Raw genomic sequence first — 16,992 nt, forward strand, 5'->3', positions numbered from 1 at the left:
TTGAAGTGGAGGCGATCAGCCCGCCAGCTTCTCGTCGATGAACTTCACGGCGTCGCCGACCGTCTGGATGTGTTCGGCGGCGTCGTCCGGGATTTCGATGTCGAATTCTTCCTCGAAGGCCATGACCAGTTCGACGTTGTCGAGCGAGTCGGCGCCCAGATCGTCGATGAAGCTGGCTTTTTCAACGACCTTTTCCGGATCGGCGTCCAGGTGGTCGATGACGATCTTGCGGACGCGTTCCAGGGTGTCGGACATGGGGGTCTCTGCTTTTGGGGCCGCCGGAGCGGCTGTTGTCTCGATCACTGCCGTATGACGACAGCGGCGACGGCGCAAGCCTTCAACGAAGACTCAGGCGCGTCGGTTGCCGAGGCTTTAGCACAGGGGCGCGGGCGGAAAACAGGGGTCGCGGCCTCGAGCGGCGTGAATGTCGGCCGCGCCTCGCCATCAACGCCCCCGGTTGACCCACCAGACCAGCGCGCCGCCCGCGAGAGCCAGCGGCGCTCCGTAGACCGCCCAGATGATCTGGCCGGTCATGAAGCTGCCCGGCAAGACGTTCAGCCCCTGCAGCACCCAGATGATCCCGATCAGCAGCATCGGGCCGCTGAGGATGGTGGCGAGGATGCGCAGGATTTTCATGAGGTCTTCCGGTCTCCTTCTCCCCCTGGGGGAGAAGGTGGGCGGCGCAGCCGCTCGGATGAGGGGGATGTTGGAGACCGACGGGCTGGCGGCCGGTCCGGGGCGACCTTACCCCTCATCCGGCCCTCCGGGCCACCTTCTCCCCCAAGGGGAGAAGGAAGCCGACACGGCCTAGATCATCGCCATGCCGCCGTTTACGTGCAGGGTCTGGCCCGTGACGTAGGCGGCTTCGTCCGAGGACAGGTAGACCGCGGCGGCGGCGATCTCGTCGCCGGTTCCGAGGCGGCCGGCCGGAATGTTCTTCAGGATGGTCTCGCGCTGGGCGTCGTTCAGCACATCGGTCATGGGCGAGGCGATGAAGCCGGGGGCGATGCAGTTCACGGTGATGCCTCGCGAACCGACTTCCTGCGCCAGCGACTTGGAGAAGCCGATCATGCCGGCCTTGGAGGCGGCGTAGTTGGTCTGGCCGGGGTTGCCGGTGACGCCGACCACCGAGGTGACGCCGATGATCCGGCCCGAGCGGCGCTTCATCATCCCCTTCATGGCGGCGCGCGACAGGCGGAAATAGCTCTCGAGGTTGACGGTCAGGACGGACTGGAAGTCCTCGTCCTTCATCCGCATCAGCAGGCCGTCTTTCGTGATTCCGGCGTTGGCGACGAGGATGTCGAGCGGCGCTCCGGCGGCTTCTTCGGCGCGGGCGACAAGGCCGTCGACGGATTCGGGGTCGGACAGGTTGGCGGCGGCGGCGAAGGCGCGCTCGCCCAGTTCTTTCGCGAGATCCTGGAGCACGGCCTCGCGGGTGCCCGACAGCACGACGGTCGCGCCCTGGGCATGCAGGGCGCGGGCGATGGCCCCGCCGATGCCGCCCGTCGCGCCGGTGACGAGGGCGGTCTTGCCGGTGAGATTGAACATCTGAATCTCCTCTCCTTCTCCCCTTGCGGGAGAAGGTGGCCCGGAGGGCCGGATGAGGGGTCGCGCGGACCTCTCGAGTTGAAGTTGGAGACGCCGCACCGGTTCCGCCGGTGCGACCCCTCATCCGTCAGGCTGCGCCTGACACCTTCTCCCGCAAGGGGAGAAGGGAAGTCAAAAACTCTTCGCGAACGCTTCCAGCTCTTCCGGCGTATTCAACGCGCCGCTCTCCGCGTCGGGGGCGATCCGTTTGGCCATGCCGGTCAGAACCTTGCCCGCGCCGATCTCGGCGAAGCGGGTCACGCCCCCCTCCCCGGCCATCCACTCCATGCTCTCGCGCCAGCGGACGCGGCCGGTGACCTGTTCGACCAGCAGGCGGCGGATGACCTCGGGGTCGGTCTCCGGGCGGGCGGTGATGTTGGCGACCACGGCGACCGAGGGCGGGACGATGGTCGCCGTGGCCAGGGCCGTGGCCATCTCATCGGCGGCGGACTGCATCAGCGGGCAGTGGAAGGGGGCCGAGACGTTCAGCGGTATGGCGCGGGCGCCCAGTTCCTTCGCCTTTTCGATGGCGCGGTCCACGGCGGCCTTGTCGCCCGAGATGACGACATTGCCGTTGTTGTTGTCATTGGCGACGACACAGACGCCGACCTCGGAGCCGGCCCTGGCGGCCTCTTCCGCCAGGGCGAGATCCGTCTTCGGACCGATCAGGGAGGCCATGGCGCCGCGGCCCACGGGCACGGCGCGCTGCATGGCCTGGCCGCGCAGTTTCAGCAGCCGCGCCGTATCCGCCAGCGAGAGGGCGCCGACGGCGCACAGGGCCGAATATTCGCCCAGCGAATGGCCGGCGACCCAGGTCGCCTTCGTCAGATCGAAGCCGAACTCGGTTCTCAGGACCCGCGCCGCCGCGACCGAAACGGCCATCAGGGCGGGTTGGGCGTTTTCGGTCAGGGTCAGCTGGTCCTCGGGCCCTTCGCGCATCAGCTGGCTGAGGTTCTGGCCCAGGGCCTCGTCGACCTCGGCGAAAACAGCGCGGGCCGAGGCGAAGGCGTCGGCCAGGGCGGCTCCCATGCCGACGGACTGGCTGCCTTGTCCCGGAAACAGCAGGGCGAGTGTCATGAAGGGCTCCGAAGCCGTGAATCAAGGCCGAAGCGATAGGCCGGGCCTGCCGGAGGGGCAAGCCGTCCGCCCTACCCAGAACGGGCACGGACCCATGATTTGACATGCAGGTATTTGCCTGCATATATCACCGCACACCCGAGTGAGGCCGATGCACGCTGACAAGGTTTTCAAGGCGCTGGCCGATCCGACCCGCAGAAAACTGCTGGACCGGCTTTGCGAGAAGAACGGCCAGACGCTCGGCGAGCTCTGCGAAAACCTGGACATGGCCCGGCAATCCGCCACGCAGCACCTCGGGATTCTCGAGGAGGCCCATCTGGTCAGCACCGTCAGGCGCGGCCGGGAAAAGCTGCACTTCATCAACCCCGTGCCGATCCACGAAGTCTACGAGCGGTGGGTGCGGAAGTTCGAAATCCAGCGGCTCAGCCTGCTGCATGACCTGAAAACAGAACTCGAAGGAGAAGAGAAATGACCCGCCAGACCACCCGCTTCGTTTATGTGACCTTCATCGTCTCGACGCCGGAAAAGGTGTTCGAGGCCATCACCCGGCCCGACATCACGCGGCGCTACTGGGGTCACGACAACGTCTCGGACTGGAAGCCCGGCTCGAAGTGGGAACATGTCCGCGCCAACGACGAACGGAGCGTCAACATCGTCGGCGAAGTGGTCGAGTCCTCGCCTCCGGAACGCCTGATTGTGACGTGGGCGAACGCCTCGGAGGCCGCCGACCCCGAGGCCTACAGCCGGGTGACGTTCGAGATCGAGCCCTATGAGGACATGGTCCGGCTGACCGTTTCCCACGACGACCTGATCGTCGGCAGCGGCATGGCGATCGGCGTCAGCAAGGGCTGGCCGCTGGTCCTCTCCAGTCTGAAGTCCCTGCTGGAGACAGGCCGCGGCCTCGACGTCTTCGCAAAGCCGAAAGCGGCCTGAGCCAGTGCGGACCCGTCCAGGCGTACCCCTGAAAATCGGCATTATCGGCGTGGGCGCGATAGGGGGCGCACTCGCCGCCAAATGGAGCAGCCACGGCCACACGTTGCGTGTCGCGAATTCGCGCGGCCCGAAATCCGTGACGAAGTTCGCGGATGAAATCGGGGCTGTGGCCGCCGACATCCGTGGCGCGGTGGAAGGGGCCGAGGTCGTGCTGCTGTCCATTCCCTTCCCGGCCGTGACGACCCTGCCGCACGATCTGTTCGATCGGGCGGCGGACGATGTCGTGATCATCGATACGGGCAACTACTATCCCGATGTGCGTGACCGCCGCATCCCGGAAATCGACGCGGGCCTGACGGAAAGCGTCTGGGTCTCAAGGCAGCTGGGCCGCCCGATCTTCAAGGCGTTCAACAGCATCCTTTCCCACTCGCTCGCAGACCTGGGAAAGCCGGAAGGTTCGCCAGACCGGCTGGCCATCCCGGTCGCGGGCGACGACGCCCGGGGCAAGCAGATCGTCATGGGACTGGTGAGCCAGACGGGGTTTGATCCCGTCGATGGAGGCTCGCTGGAGGAGTCCTGGCGGCAGCAGCCTCTAACGCCGGCCTATTGCTGCGACTATGGCGAGGCGAAGACGCAGGAAGGGATCAGGGCCGCGATCAGAGGCAAGGCGGAGATGATTCGCGACACCGTCTGGCATGAGGAATATGGCCGCCTCTTCGGCGACAAGCCTGTCGCCGGCGCTGACCGCCATGCCGAGGTCATCGCGCTGAACCGTTCGTTCAACCCCCTCTGAAATCGGGAGTGGGGCCCGGCGACGGAAGGTTCCGCCTTCCTCAAACCGAACCCCCGCCCTCCAAAAGGAACCCCCATGACCAAATCCTATGCCGGCGGCTGCGCATGCGGCGCTGTCCGCTACGAAATCAGCGCCGAACCCCTGGCCGAAAACCACTGCCAGTGCCGTGATTGCCAGAAGCGAAGCGGCACGGGGCATGGGTCCTACCTGACCTTCCCCCGCCGGGAGGACGTGACCGTCACCGGCGGAGCGAAGACCTGGCGGGTGGCGGGCGACAGCGGCGCGGACAAGATCCACGCCTTCTGCCCGACCTGCGGAACGCCCGTCTATCTGACCTTCGCGGCCATGCCGGACCTGTTCACGATCCACGCGGCCAGCCTGGACGACCCGGGTCAGTTCAAGCCGCAGATGGTCACCTATGGCGTTCGCGCCTTGCCATGGGACACGGTGGATCCCGAGCTCAGGACCTTCGAGCGCATGCCCGGCTAGCGTCGGGCTTCACCTAGAACAGCACAGCCGGATTCATGATCCGCTGCGGATCGAGGGCTTCGCGGATGCTCTTCATCGCGGCGATTTCGAGCGGCGACTTGTAGCGGCGGGCCTCGTCCGTCTTCAGGCGGCCGAGGCCATGCTCCGCCGAGATGGAACCGTCATAGCGGGCGACGATGTCGTGCACGACCTCTGAACCCTCGGCCCAGCGGGCGAGGAAGGCCTTCAGATCGCCCCCCGGCGGGCACAGAACGTCGTAATGCATATTACCGTCGCCGACGTGGCCGAAGGCGCTGACCCGGGCCCCGGGATGGAAGCGTTCGACGGCGGCGGTGGCCTCCTCGAGGAAGTCGGCGATGCGGGAAACGGGGACGGAGACGTCGTGCTTCCAGCCGCCGCCCTCGGGCTTCTGGGCCGCGGACTGCTCCTCGCGCACCTTCCAGAAGGCGGCGCGCTGGGCGTCGTTCTGGGCGATGGAGGCGTCGGTGATCAGACCGGTCTCGAAGGCATGGGTCAGCAGCCGCTCCATGGCGGAATCGGCCCCGCCGGGCTCGCCCGAAACGAGTTCGATCAGGATGTACCAAGGTGGCGTGCTGTCCAGCGGCTCGCGCGTATCGGGGATGTTGGCGAGGACGAAGCCCATGCCGATCCGCTTCATCAGCTCGAAGGCCTCGACGCCGCCGCCGGTCTCGGACTTGGCCCGTGCCAGCAGGTCGATGGCGGCGGCGGGGCTGTCGAGACCGACCATGGCGGTGGCCCGGCTGCGCATGACCGGAAACAGCTTCAGCGTCGCTGCGGTGACGACGCCGAGGGTGCCTTCGGCGCCGATCAGAAGCTGTTTGAGGTCATAGCCGGTGTTGTCCTTCCGCAGCCGCTTGAGGCCGTGGAAGATGCGGCCGTCGGGCAGGACGGCTTCGAGCCCCAGCACCAGGTCGCGCATGACGCCGTAGCGGATGACGGCGGTGCCGCCGGCGTTGGTCGACACCACGCCGCCGATGGTGGCCGTGCCCTCGGCCGCGAGGCTGAGCGGGAACAGCCGATCGGCGGCGGCGGCGGCCTGCTGGGCCTCCAGCAAGGTCACCCCGGCCTCGACCGTCATGGCGTCGTCCAGCGGGGTGACGTCGCGGATCGCGCGCAGCCTGCGCGTCGACAGCAGCACCTCGCCATAGGGGATCTGGCCGCCGACGAGGCCGGTGTCGCCGCCCTGGGGGGTGATGGCGACGCGATGTTCTGCGCAGATCGCCACCAGCCGGGCCGTCTCCTCCGTCGACCGCGGGGTCAGCATCAGCGGCGTATGACCGTGCCAGCGGTTGCGCCATTCGGTCAGCCAGGGCGCGATCTCGGCGGGATCGTCGGTCCAGCCGCCCGGGCCGGCCGCGGATTTCAGGGCTTCGAGGGCGGCGGCGGAGGGCGGGGTCATGCGCCCTTGTCTCAAAGTCGTGGACGCGGCGAAAGGGCCAAGCCACGCTGTCGCGATGACGACCGCCCTTCCCTCGCCCGTTCCCGCCGTCGGCGTCGTCTGTCTGCGCGGCGGGGAAGTCCTGCTGATCCGGCGCGGAACGCCGCCGCGGAAGGGCGAATGGAGCCTGCCCGGTGGCCGGATCGAGCCCGGCGAGCGGGCCATCGACGCGGCGTTGCGCGAACTGCGCGAAGAGACGGGGGTAAAGGCCAGGATCACCGGCCTGATCGACGTGGTCGACGGCGTCTTCCCCGAAGCCGGTCGCCACTACGTCCTGATCGACTACGCCGCCCGCTGGATATCGGGCGAACCGGTCGCGGGCGACGACGCGATGGAGGCGCGGTTCGTGGCGCTGGACCAGGTCGCCGCCCTGGTCGACTGGCCCGAGACGCGGCGGATCATCGCCCTGGCCGCGGCGTCCCACGATTTGGGACGCGACGGACCAGTGTCTGCATGACATACCCCGGTTCCGGCAGTGGGCCGGATGGGGAATTTCATCATGCGTTTTCGTAATCTCGTGGCGGCGCTCGCCGCCTCGGTTCTGCTCGCGCCGGCCGCCATGGCCCAGACAGAGTCGATCGACTTCACCCTGACCAACAACACCGAACATGTGCTGACGGCCCTGTTCATCTCCCTGCCGTCGACCGACGAGTGGGAAGAGGACATCTTCGGCGCCGACGTGCTGGGCTCCGGCGAGAGCATGGACATCTCGATCGACGATGGCCTGCCCGAATGCGTCTACGATATCCGCGCCGATTTCTCGGACGGCGATTCCGTGCAGGTCGCGGAGGTCAATTTCTGCGAGCTGGACGGCGAGGAACTGACCATCAACGAGTAACAGTCCGCACGCAAATGCCGGCCGGAGGGCGGTTCCCATCGGGGAGCCGCCCTTTTCATTACGCGGTTGTCATCTTCGCGCTGTCCGGTTTCTGTGGCGTCCGGGCCACAGGGTGCTAACCTGAGCGGGATTGGGAGGCTTCATGGACGCGTCTGTTCTCTTCACCATTGCTCTGGTCGCGCTGGCCTTCGTTCTGCTGTTCAGCGTCGTCAAGATCGTCCCGCAAGGGCGCGAATTCACTGTCGAACGGTTCGGAAAATACACCCGCACCCTGGCGCCCGGCATCAGCATCCTGACGCCGTTCGTCGAGCGCGTCGGGCGGCGCATGAACATGATGGAGCAGGTTCTGGACGTGCCCCAGCAGGAGGTCATCACCAAGGACAACGCCATGGTGAAGGTCGACGCCATCGTCTTCATCCAGGTGATGGAGGCCTCGGCCGCCGCCTACCGGATCGAGAACCTGCCCTACGCCATCACCCAGCTATGCTCGACCAATCTGCGCACCGTGGTCGGCTCCATGGAGCTGGACGAGGTTCTGTTCCAGCGTGACTCGATCAACTCCCGGCTGCTGACCGTGATCGACGCGGCGACCGAGCCGTGGGGCGTCAAGGTCAACCGCATCGAGATCAAGGACCTGACCCCGCCGGCCGACATCACCAACGCCATGGCCCGCCAGATGAAGGCCGAGCGCGAGCGCCGCGCCGTCATCACCGAGGCCGACGGCGAGAAACAGGCCGCCATCGCCCGCGCCGAGGGGGCCAAACAGGCCGCCATCCTCGAGGCCGAGGGCCGCCGCGAGGCCGCCTTCCGCGACGCCGAGGCCCGCGAGCGCGAGGCCGAGGCCGAGGCCAAGGCGACGGCCATGGTGTCCCAGGCCATCGCGGCCGGCGACGTCAACGCCATCAACTACTTCGTCGCCCAGAAATACGTCGAGGCCTTCGCCGAACTGGCCCGCAATCCGACCGCCAAGACGGTCATCGTCCCGGCCGAGATGTCCGGCCTGGTCGGCACCATCGCCGGCCTGGGCGAACTGGTCGGTCTGGCCAGGGAACAGCAGCAAGGCCGCAGCGACGTGCGGCGTGATGCGCCGCCGGCTCCTCCGCGCGCCGCTCCGTCCTCGCCGCCCCGCCCGCCGCGGCCCCCGCGCGGGTCGGTCCCCGGATCGGAGTAGGCCATGGACGCCCTGATCGACCTGCACGCCGCCCAGCCGTTCTGGATCTGGCTGGCTCTGGGCGTGATCCTGCTGGCGGTCGAGGCCGCCTTCTCGACCGAATGGCTGCTGTGGCCGGCGGTATCGGCGGGCATGGTGGCCGTGGTCACCGCCCTGGGCCTGCCGTTGAGTTTCCTGGGCGAGGTCGCCCTGTTCGCGGCCCTGACCGTGGCGATGACCCTGCTGTCACGCCGCCTGATCCAGCGCGTGAACCCCAGCGACAGCCCCGATATCAACGCCCGCGACAACCGTCTCGTCGGCCAGCGGGCGCAGGTCGTCCAGCCCTTCGTGGACGGCCGCGGCCGGGTGTTCGTCTCGGGCGCCGAATGGGTGGCCGAAATCGACGGCGCGGGACCGTTGATCGGCGAAAGCGTGATCGTGGACCGTGTCGACGGATCGAAGCTGAGAGTCCGTCTGGCCTAACGCGGCAAGTCCGTGATCCCGCGATTCGCCAGGCCGTCGGCTCGCTCGTTCAGCTCATGCCCGGCGTGGCCCTTGACCCAATGCCATTTGACGTCGTGCCGGGCGCGGGCCTCGTCGAGCCGCCGCCACAGATCCTCGTTCTTGACCGGCTTCCTGTCGGCGGTTTTCCAGCCGCGCGCCTTCCAGCCGCGGATCCATTCGGTGATGCCGGTCATGACGTATTTGCTGTCGGTATGCAGATCGACGCGGCAGGGCCGGGACAGGGCCTCGAGGGCGCGAATCGCCGCCATCAGCTCCATGCGGTTGTTGGTCGTCAGCGGCTCGCCGCCCCACAACTCCTTCTCGTGACCGCCGCCGGTCTGAAGAACGGCGCCCCAGCCGCCGGGGCCCGGATTGCCCTTGCAGGCGCCGTCGGTGTGGATGATGACGTGGCTCATGGGCGCGTCCTAACAGGTTCGCTTGGCGTCGCGCCACTGAACGGCCTATATGCGGCGAGAGATTTCGACCGGGCCGGCCCGGCCTGACTGAGGAGAGTAGTCCGTGGGTTCATTCAGCATCTGGCACTGGGCCATCGTCGCCATCATCGTGCTTCTGCTGTTCGGCGGGCGCGGCAAGCTGTCGGCCATGATGGGCGACGCCGCCAAGGGCGTGAAAGCCTTCAAGGACGGCCTGAAGGACAGCGACGACGACAAGCCGCGTGACGAGCGCGCGGGCGCCCTGCCCCGCACCGACGCCGAAAAAGAAGACCTGAAGTCCTAGGGCCGCTGTAGACGGCGGAGACCTGACGCATGGGTGGCCTGGGTCCCGGAATCGGGGGCGGCGAATATCTGGTGATCGCGGTCGTGGCCCTGCTGGTGGTGGGGCCCGAGCGCCTGCCGCTGCTTCTGCGCAAGCTGGGCAAGATCGTCGCCAAGGCGCGCGGCATGGCCAATGAGTTCCGCTCCAGCTTCGACGAGATGGCGCGCCAGTCCGAACTGGACGATCTGCGCAAGGAGGTCGAGGCGCTGCGCACCGGTCAGGGCATCCGCGCCCTCGGCGCCGATGCCGATGCGGCGTTCCGCGAAATTCGCGACGACCTGAACAGGCCGCTGGACCCGCCGATGCTGACCGCCCCCGACGAATGGCCCGACAGCCCGCCGGTCATGGCGCCGCTCGAGCCGCCGGTCCCCGCGCCGGATCCGGCTCCCGCGAAGGCGAAGGCGTCTCCTGCCCGACGGGCGCCCGCCAAACCTGCGACCAAACCCGCAGCGGCCAGGTCCGCGACCGCGGCGCCGGCCACCAAGCCGCGGGCCTCGCGCAAGAAGGCGCCGACGTCATGAGCGCCGTTGACCGCGACGACGACGAGATCGAGGCGTCACGCGCGCCGCTGATGGACCACCTGATCGAGCTGCGCGGCCGGCTGCTGATCTGCGTCGTCGCCTTCGTCATCGCCTTCCTGGTCTGCTTCTATTTCGCGAGCCCGCTCTACGTCTTCCTGGTCAAACCTTATGTGGTGGCCAGCGCCTTGCAGGCCGCCGACGGTCACAACGTGTCGATGCTGGACCTGATCTCGACCATGATCGGGCTGAAGCCCCTGGCCGACGGCCAGCATCAGGCCGCGCAGCTGATTTACACGGCGCCGCTGGAAATCCTGTTCGTGAAGATGAAACTGGCCGGGCTGGGCGCTGTCGTCGCCTCCTTCCCGATACTCGCCTTTCAGCTTTACCGATTCGTGGCGCCCGGCCTGTATCGCAACGAGCGAGGCGCCTTCCTGCCGTTCCTCGTCGCGGCTCCGGTCCTGTTCATCGCCGGCGCCGCGCTGGTCTATTACGTCATGCTGCCCATCGTGATGCTGTTCTCGCTCAATCAGGGCATTGTGGCCGAGGGCGTCACGGCCGCCCTGCTGCCCAAGGTGTCCGAATACATGAGCCTGGCCACGGCGCTGATCCTGGCGTTCGGCCTGTGCTTCCAGCTGCCCGTGATCATGACCCTGCTGGGAATGGCCGGCATCGTCAATTCGAAGCTCATGACCGAGGGCCGTCGCTACGCCATCGTCGCCGTCGTCGTGGTCGCCGCCATCGTGACCCCGCCCGACCCCATCAGCCAGCTGATGCTCGCCGTGCCGCTGGTTCTGCTGTATGAAATCTCCATCTGGTGCGTGCGTCTGATCGAGATGCGCCGCAAGACCGCGGACGCCGCGGCCTGAGCACCGGCGCTGAAATGACGTCATGAATGCATCGGTCTTTTCGTTGACGCCACGGCCCGCCGTCTTGCTGGCGCGTCTGCAGGCGATTCCCGGCGCCCGCTACTGGGCCGCGGGCATCCTGGTCATGCTGGCGCTGGCCGTCCGACTGACGCTGTCGTCGGCCATGGGCAACGGCTACGGCTACACCTGCTTCTATCCGGCGGTGATCCTGGCGGCCTACTGGCTGGGAGCCCGCCCCGCCCTGATGGCCACGGGCCTGTCGACGGCGATCGTCTATGCCTTCCTTGGACCCGTTCCATTGCACTGGAATGTGGATGGACGCGGTCTGGTGGCGCTGACCTTCTTCCTGCTGTCATCGGTGCTGCTGATCCATATCCTGAGCACGATCCGGGCCCGGTTCACCCTGCTGGCCGCCACACACGCGCGCGTCGAGGCCCTGGCCGCCGGTCAGGCCGAACTGTTCCACGAGCACGCCCAGCGAACGACTGATCATCTCCAGCTGATCTCGGCCATCCTGCAGCTTCGGGCGCGCGAGGAAGCCGATCCGCTGGTTTCGCGCGTGCTGACCAACGCCGCGTCGCGCACCCTGCTGATCTCCCGCGCCCACCGCGAGTTCACCGGCAATCCCGACAGGCGGATTCCCTTCGCCGCCTTTGCCCGCAAGCTGGTCAAGGCCTCGGCCTCGCGCGGCGGCCTGGCGGCGGAAAAGGTGAGGATCGCCGGCGCCGACCTGGACGTGCCGCTGGAGCATGCGACGGCGCTGGGTCTGGTGTTGCTGGAGTATCTGACCACGCTCAAGGCCTGCCCTTCGGCCACCGGACTCGCCGTCGTCCTCGCGGACGAAGGCGATCAGCGGACGCTGAACATGGTGGCCACGGGCGACCGCGATGTCATGCCGCCGCGGGACATTCCCCTGTTCGAGGCGGTGTCCGAGCAGTTGGGCGGCGAGCTTCTGATCACGCGGGGCGCCACGGGCTGCGGGGTGCGCATCCGTTTCCCGGCGGCGATCCAGCCTGTCCAGACCTGGGAACCCGTGGCCGTCAGCCTGCACTGACGGCCAGCTTGACCGGAACCGGCGTGAAGCGCCGGTGTTTGGACTGGACCGACCATCAGGAGACCGGTCCATGACAGCCTTCCGTTTCGCCGCCCTCGCCACCCTGACCGTGGCCGCCGCGGCCTGCACGCAACAGGAACCCGCACCGGCCGCGCCCGCGCCCGCGCCTGAGACCCGCACCATCATCGAGACCCGTGAGGTCGCCGTACCCGTGCCCGCCAGCCCGCCCACCGTCGTCATCGAACGCCGTGACGACCGCCCCGCGGACAGCACGACCGTTCGCGCCGGTGAGAACGGCATCGAGGTCGAGACGACCCGCCGCAACTGACTTCCGCCCGAACCAACGAAGAAGGGCGCCGGAGTTGCCTCCGGCGCCCTTTGATCGTCCGGCCTCGGCCGTGGATCAGCAGCTGTAGTACATGTCGAATTCGACGGGGTGCGGGTGCAGTTGCAGACGCATCACTTCTTCCATCTTCAGCTCGATGTAGCTGTCGATGAAGTCGTCATCCATGACGCCGCCCTTCTTGAGGAAGGCGCGGTCCTTGTCGAGATTGTCGAGGGCTTCCTTCAGGCTGCCGCAGACCTCGGGGATGTTGCCCCGCTCTTCCGGCGGCAGGTCGTAAAGGTTCTTGTCGGCGGGCGCGCCCGGATCGATCCGGTTCTCGATGCCATCCAGACCGGCCATCAGCAGGGCGACGAAGGTCAGATAGGGGTTGCCCATCGGATCGGGGAAACGGGCTTCGATCCGCTTGGCCTTGGGCGAATTGACGAACGGAATGCGGATCGAGGCCGAACGGTTGCGCGACGAATAGGCCAGTTTCACCGGGGCTTCGTAGCCCGGGACCAGACGCTTGTAGGAGTTGGTGGTCGAGTTGGCGAAGGCGTTGATGGCCTTGGCGTGTTTGATGATGCCGCCGATGTACCAGAGGCACATGTCCGACAGGCCCGCGTATTTGTCGCCGGCGAACAGCGGCTTGCCGTCGCGCCAGATCGACTGGTGCACATGCATGCCCGAGCCGTTGTCGCCAAACGTCGGCTTGGCCATGAAGGTCGCCGACTTGCCGTAGGCCGCCGCCACATTGTGGATGACGTATTTGTAGAGCTGCAGGCGGTCGGCCATGGTCAGCAGGTCGCTGAACTTGAGGCCCAGTTCGTGCTGGGCCGGGGCGACCTCGTGGTGATGCTTCTCGGGCTGCATGCCCAGGTCGCGCATGACGCCCAGCATCTCGCCCCGCAGGTCCTGGGCGCTGTCGGTCGGATTGACCGGGAAATAACCGCCCTTGTGCGTCGGGCGGTGGCCCATGTTGCCTTCAGAATATTCGGCGCCGGTGTTGGCGGGCAGCTCGATCGAGTCATAGGCGTAGCCGGTGTCGTGCGGCTGGGTGGACCAGCGCACGTCGTCGAAGATGAAGAACTCGGCTTCCGGACCGAAGAAAACGGTGTCGCCCACGCCCGAGGACTGGACATAGGCCAGCGCCTTCTTGGCCATCGAGCGGCTGTCGCGATTGTACGGCTCGCCCGTGTCGGGGTTCAGCACGTCGCAGAACAGGAACAGGGTGGTCTGCTGGTAGAAGGGATCGATCCAGGACGTGGCCAGATCCGGCTTCAGCAGCATGTCGGACTCATTGATCGCCTTCCAGCCGGCGATCGAGGAGCCGTCGAACATCGTCCCCTCTTCCAGGAATTCCTCGTCCACCAGGTCGATGTCGAAGGTGACGTGCTGCATCCGCCCCTTGGTGTCGGTGAACCGGAGGTCGACGTATTTGACGTCCTTCTCCTTGATCTCCTTTAGGATCTTGCTGGCGCTCATGGTGTTCGACGTCCTGTGGCTCGGGGAGGTTAAAAGAAGCGGCCGCCCCGAAGGACGGCCGGCGGAAAGGTCAGACGGCCTGGGCGCCCGTCTCGCCTGTGCGAATGCGGATGACGTCGAGAACGTCGGTGACGAAAATCTTGCCGTCGCCGATCTTGCCGGTGCGGGCCGCCGCCTGGATCGCGTCCACGACGGAGTTGACCATGTCGTCGGACACCACCACCTCGATCTTGATCTTGGGCAGGAAGTCGATGACGTATTCGGCGCCGCGATACAGCTCGGAATGGCCCTTCTGGCGGCCATATCCCTTGGCCTCCAGCACGGTCATGCCTTGCACGCCCGCGTCTTGCAGCGCTTCCTTCACTTCATCCAGCTTGAACGGCTTGATGACGGCTTCGATCTTTTTCATTGGCGATCCCAGGCGGGCGTTATCATGCCGCGCGCACGGGAGGTAAAGGGACATTGCATTGCACAATAAGGCAAGCGTTTTTCGCTCCTGGTCGCCATCCGTGAACGGAGGACCGGCGCGATGACCGGGGCGCCCATGTCGGACTGGCGCGCCGCCCTGCCCTGGCCGGCCGGGGACGCGCACAAGCACGCGCGCGGACGGCTGGGCGTCGTCTCGGGCAAGGCCAGCCAGACCGGCGCGGCGCGTCTGGCGGCGCGGGCCGGGCTGCGGATCGGCGCGGGCGTGGTGCGCATCCTCTGTCCGCCCGATGCGACCGCCGTCATCGCGCCCGCCATCGAGGCCGTCATGCTGACGCCTTTCGGTTCGGCCGAGGCTTTGGCCGAAGCGGTGGAAGGAATGGACGCCGTCGTCATCGGCCCCGCCGCCGGAGTGAACGATGCGACCCGGGCCAATGTGCGCGCATTGGCCGGGACAGGCGCGGCGCTGGTCGTCGACGCCGACGGCCTGACTGTATTCGAAAGCTGGCCCGACGATTTGTTCGCCGTTCTGGACCGCGACGACGTGCTGACCCCGCACGAGGGCGAGTTCAAACGCCTGTTCCCCGGTTTGCTCGACAAGGGCCGGGAGGCCGCGGCGCGCGAGGCGGCGAAGCGCGCCGGCGCAGTGATCGTCCTCAAGGGCCCGGCCACGATCATCGCCGCGCCGGACGGGCGGCTGGCGGTCAACGGCAACGGCGTCCCATGGCTGGCGACGGCGGGGACCGGCGACGTGCTGGCGGGCATGATCGGCGGCCTGATGGCGCAGCGGATGGACAGTTTCGACGCCGCGCGGGCGGCCGTCTGGATCCATGCCGAGGCCGCGCGGGCCTTCGGTCCCGGCCTGATCGCCGAAGACCTGCCCGAACAGCTGCCGCGGGTTCTGGCCGCCCTCTATTCACAGGACCGCTGAGCAGTCCGGAGGGGTTCCGGTTCAATTCGTCATCGAACCGGCCTATCTGCAGGGCGCCGCCGCCGGAGCCTGTTCCCTTGCTGATCGTCCTGTCCCCGGCCAAGCGGCTGGATTTCACTGAAGCCCATGCCGACGCGCCCGCCTCGGAGCGGCGCTTTCAGGACGACACCGCCAACCTGTCCCGGACGGCGCGGGCGCGGACGGTGGCCGAGCTGCGCCGGTTGATGAGCATTTCCGATGACCTGGCCCGCCTGAACCGCGAGCGCTTCCAGGCCTTCGACGCCGCCTCGACCGACGGGGTCCAGGCCGCCTTCGCCTTCGCCGGCGACGTCTACGAAGGTCTGAAGGCGCGGGAGCTGGATCGGCAGTCCCTGGCCTGGGCGCAGGATCACCTGCGCATCCTGTCGGGCTTCTACGGCCTGTTGCGGCCTCTGGACCGTATCCAGCCCTATCGCCTTGAGATGGGGACCCGGCTGAAGACGCGGCGGGGTTCCAGCCTGTACGACTTCTGGGGCGACCGGCTTTCGAAACAGCTGAACGCCGACGCCGAGGGACAGGCGGATCCGACCCTGATCAACCTGGCCAGCCAGGAGTATTTCGGCGCGGTCGACGCCAGGGCGCTGAAACTGCCGGTCGTGACGCCGCACTTCCGCGAGTCGCGGGACGGGGAGAGCCGCATCATCTCCTTCTTCGCCAAGAAGGCGCGGGGCGGCATGGCGCGTTTCGCCATCGACGAGCGGATCGAGCGGGCCCAGGACCTCAAGGGGTTCGATCGCGACGGTTACCGCTTTGACAAGGCGGCCTCGAACGACACAGAGTGGATATTCACCAGATCGGGAAATTAAACCCGACTGTCGCCTTCGCAACCGCGAACGGCTAGGCTGACGAGACTGACGGACGGACGAGACACTCATGTTCCAATGGCCCAAACGCGGTGACGGCTCCGAGGCGACGCGCGAACCCTTCCGCGACATCGGCGACCTGAAAGGTCAGGTGGCGGTGATCTCGGGTTCGACGTCCGGCATCGGCCTGGCCTTCGCCCGCGCCATCGCCTCGCGCGGCGGAGACGTGGTCCTGAACGGTCTGGGCGACCCCTCCGAAATCGAGCGCACCCGGGCCGAGCTGGAGGCCAGTTGCGGCGTTCGGGTCCGCTATCACGCCGCCAATATGCTGCGCGGCGACGAGGTCGCCGACATGGTGGCCTACGGCAAGCATCAGCTTGGCCGGCTCGACATCCTGATCAACAACGCCGGCGTCCAGCACGTCGAGGCGGTGGAGAAATTCCCGGCCGACAAATGGGAACAGATCATCGCCATCAACCTGTCCTCGACCTTCTACGCCACCCGCGCGGCGATCCCGATCATGAAGGCGCAGGGGCGAGGCCGGATCATCAACATCGCCTCGGCCCATGGCCTGGTCGCCAGCCCGTTCAAGTCGGCCTATGTCGCCGCCAAGCACGGCGTCCTCGGCTTCACCAAGACCGTGGCGCTCGAGGTCGCCCAGGATAACATCACCTGCAACGCCATCTGCCCCGGGTTCGTCGAGACGCCGATCGTGGAAAAGCAGATCGCCGATCAGGCCCGGACGCGCGGCATGTCGAAAGAGGCGGTGCTCAAGGACGTGATCCTGGGCTCGCAGCCGACCAAGCGGTTCGTCACCACCGACGAACTGACCGGCATGATGCTGTATCTGGCGTCGGACCTCGGGGCTTCGGCCAACGGGGCCAGCTTCTCCATCGACGGCGGCTGGACCGCCCAATAGGCAAGGACGCGATCGG

24 protein-coding genes are annotated in these 16,992 nt (G+C 67.1%); 16 read left to right on the top strand and 8 right to left on the bottom strand.

The features are described from left to right. Positions 1-15: 15 nt before the first annotated feature. The 4 genes from PSV23_RS05960 to fabD form a co-directional block, all read right to left on the bottom strand. Positions 16-255, bottom strand: coding sequence for an acyl carrier protein (locus PSV23_RS05960; protein ID WP_055830235.1), 240 nt, complete (start codon positions 253-255; stop codon positions 16-18). A gap of 189 nt (positions 256-444) precedes the next feature. Continuing rightward, positions 445-636 (bottom strand): hypothetical protein, encoded by a 192-nt coding sequence (locus PSV23_RS05965; protein WP_300466876.1) that lies wholly within the window; start codon positions 634-636, stop codon positions 445-447. 171 nt (positions 637-807) lie between these two features. After that, positions 808-1,548 carry a 3-oxoacyl-[acyl-carrier-protein] reductase gene (fabG, locus tag PSV23_RS05970; protein ID WP_300466878.1) on the bottom strand — a complete coding sequence of 247 codons (741 nt, stop codon included), beginning with the start codon at positions 1,546-1,548 and terminating at the stop codon, positions 808-810. Between the two features lie 171 nt (positions 1,549-1,719). Further along, positions 1,720-2,664, bottom strand: coding sequence for an ACP S-malonyltransferase (gene fabD / locus PSV23_RS05975; protein ID WP_300466880.1), 945 nt, complete (start codon positions 2,662-2,664; stop codon positions 1,720-1,722). Between the two features lie 151 nt (positions 2,665-2,815). Here fabD and PSV23_RS05980 point away from each other — a divergent pair, with 151 nt between their 5' ends. From PSV23_RS05980 to PSV23_RS05995, 4 genes are all read left to right on the top strand, one after another. Continuing rightward, positions 2,816-3,136, top strand: a complete 321-nt coding sequence (locus PSV23_RS05980; protein WP_300466882.1) for a metalloregulator ArsR/SmtB family transcription factor — start codon at positions 2,816-2,818, stop codon at positions 3,134-3,136. Continuing rightward, complete coding sequence (locus PSV23_RS05985; protein WP_300466884.1) at positions 3,133-3,597, top strand: SRPBCC family protein; 465 nt, start codon at positions 3,133-3,135, stop codon at positions 3,595-3,597. Before PSV23_RS05980 ends, PSV23_RS05985 begins: the two co-directional genes overlap by 4 nt. Positions 3,598-3,601: 4 nt before the next feature. Next, entirely contained in the window at positions 3,602-4,390 is a 789-nt protein-coding gene (locus PSV23_RS05990; RefSeq protein WP_300466887.1) for an NADPH-dependent F420 reductase, read from the top strand. Positions 4,391-4,465: 75 nt separating this feature from the next. Next, positions 4,466-4,879, top strand: coding sequence for a GFA family protein (locus tag PSV23_RS05995; RefSeq protein ID WP_300466889.1), 414 nt, complete (start codon positions 4,466-4,468; stop codon positions 4,877-4,879). A gap of 13 nt (positions 4,880-4,892) precedes the next feature. On the opposite strand, the gene PSV23_RS06000 is transcribed toward PSV23_RS05995, so the two are convergent. Further along, entirely contained in the window at positions 4,893-6,299 is a 1,407-nt protein-coding gene (locus PSV23_RS06000) for an FAD-binding oxidoreductase (RefSeq protein ID WP_300466891.1), read from the bottom strand. A 55-nt stretch (positions 6,300-6,354) separates the two neighbouring features. Between PSV23_RS06000 and PSV23_RS06005 the strand changes: the two genes are divergently transcribed. The 4 genes from PSV23_RS06005 (at position 6,355) to PSV23_RS06020 (ending at position 8,809) form a co-directional block, all read left to right on the top strand. Then, entirely contained in the window at positions 6,355-6,795 is a 441-nt protein-coding gene (locus PSV23_RS06005) for an NUDIX hydrolase (protein ID WP_300466894.1), read from the top strand. Positions 6,796-6,837: 42 nt separating this feature from the next. Then, a complete protein-coding gene (locus tag PSV23_RS06010; protein WP_300466896.1) occupies positions 6,838-7,176 on the top strand; it encodes a hypothetical protein in 339 nt (112 codons plus the stop codon). 142 nt (positions 7,177-7,318) lie between these two features. Next, entirely contained in the window at positions 7,319-8,347 is a 1,029-nt protein-coding gene (locus PSV23_RS06015; protein WP_300466898.1) for an SPFH domain-containing protein, read from the top strand. 3 nt (positions 8,348-8,350) lie between these two features. Further along, positions 8,351-8,809 (top strand): NfeD family protein, encoded by a 459-nt coding sequence (locus PSV23_RS06020; RefSeq protein WP_300466900.1) that lies wholly within the window; start codon positions 8,351-8,353, stop codon positions 8,807-8,809. On the opposite strand, the gene rnhA is transcribed toward PSV23_RS06020, so the two are convergent. Further along, positions 8,806-9,246, bottom strand: coding sequence for a ribonuclease HI (gene rnhA / locus PSV23_RS06025; protein ID WP_300466902.1), 441 nt, complete (start codon positions 9,244-9,246; stop codon positions 8,806-8,808). The two genes, PSV23_RS06020 and rnhA, sit on opposite strands and share 4 nt — an antisense overlap. A 103-nt stretch (positions 9,247-9,349) precedes the next feature. Here rnhA and PSV23_RS06030 point away from each other — a divergent pair, with 103 nt between their 5' ends. The 5 genes from PSV23_RS06030 (at position 9,350) to PSV23_RS06050 (ending at position 12,376) form a co-directional block, all read left to right on the top strand. Further along, the gene (locus PSV23_RS06030) at positions 9,350-9,568 is read left to right on the top strand and encodes a twin-arginine translocase TatA/TatE family subunit (protein WP_300466904.1); all 219 of its coding nucleotides are present in this window, start codon (positions 9,350-9,352) and stop codon (positions 9,566-9,568) included. A gap of 29 nt (positions 9,569-9,597) precedes the next feature. Continuing rightward, positions 9,598-10,128 (top strand): Sec-independent protein translocase protein TatB, encoded by a 531-nt coding sequence (gene tatB, locus PSV23_RS06035; protein WP_370461006.1) that lies wholly within the window; start codon positions 9,598-9,600, stop codon positions 10,126-10,128. Continuing rightward, positions 10,125-10,994 carry a twin-arginine translocase subunit TatC gene (gene tatC / locus PSV23_RS06040; protein WP_300466906.1) on the top strand — a complete coding sequence of 290 codons (870 nt, stop codon included), beginning with the start codon at positions 10,125-10,127 and terminating at the stop codon, positions 10,992-10,994. Before tatB ends, tatC begins: the two co-directional genes overlap by 4 nt. A 22-nt stretch (positions 10,995-11,016) precedes the next feature. Next, positions 11,017-12,048: a histidine kinase dimerization/phosphoacceptor domain -containing protein gene (locus PSV23_RS06045; RefSeq protein WP_300466908.1), complete on the top strand. Its 1,032-nt coding sequence runs from the start codon at positions 11,017-11,019 to the stop codon at positions 12,046-12,048. Between the two features lie 70 nt (positions 12,049-12,118). Continuing rightward, positions 12,119-12,376: a hypothetical protein gene (locus PSV23_RS06050; RefSeq protein ID WP_300466910.1), complete on the top strand. Its 258-nt coding sequence runs from the start codon at positions 12,119-12,121 to the stop codon at positions 12,374-12,376. Between the two features lie 75 nt (positions 12,377-12,451). Here the strand turns inward: PSV23_RS06050 and glnA are convergent, their stop codons facing one another. Further along, entirely contained in the window at positions 12,452-13,858 is a 1,407-nt protein-coding gene (gene glnA / locus PSV23_RS06055; protein ID WP_300466912.1) for a type I glutamate--ammonia ligase, read from the bottom strand. A 70-nt stretch (positions 13,859-13,928) separates the two neighbouring features. Next, a complete protein-coding gene (locus PSV23_RS06060) occupies positions 13,929-14,267 on the bottom strand; it encodes a P-II family nitrogen regulator (protein WP_300466914.1) in 339 nt (112 codons plus the stop codon). Between the two features lie 120 nt (positions 14,268-14,387). On the opposite strand from PSV23_RS06060, the gene PSV23_RS06065 reads away from it, so the two are divergent. The 3 genes from PSV23_RS06065 to PSV23_RS06075 all read left to right on the top strand — a co-directional run bounded on the left by PSV23_RS06065 (position 14,388) and on the right by PSV23_RS06075 (position 16,976). Beyond that, positions 14,388-15,215, top strand: a complete 828-nt coding sequence (locus tag PSV23_RS06065; RefSeq protein ID WP_300466916.1) for an NAD(P)H-hydrate dehydratase — start codon at positions 14,388-14,390, stop codon at positions 15,213-15,215. 77 nt (positions 15,216-15,292) lie between these two features. After that, on the top strand, positions 15,293-16,060 hold the full coding sequence (gene yaaA, locus PSV23_RS06070) for a peroxide stress protein YaaA (protein ID WP_300466918.1): 768 nt from the start codon (positions 15,293-15,295) through the stop codon (positions 16,058-16,060). A gap of 67 nt (positions 16,061-16,127) precedes the next feature. Further along, the gene (locus PSV23_RS06075) at positions 16,128-16,976 is read left to right on the top strand and encodes a 3-hydroxybutyrate dehydrogenase (RefSeq protein WP_300466920.1); all 849 of its coding nucleotides are present in this window, start codon (positions 16,128-16,130) and stop codon (positions 16,974-16,976) included. The last annotated feature ends 16 nt before the right edge of the window (positions 16,977-16,992 follow it).

The sequence above is a fragment of the Brevundimonas sp. genome (assembly GCF_029946145.1).
GTDB lineage: Bacteria > Pseudomonadota > Alphaproteobacteria > Caulobacterales > Caulobacteraceae > Brevundimonas.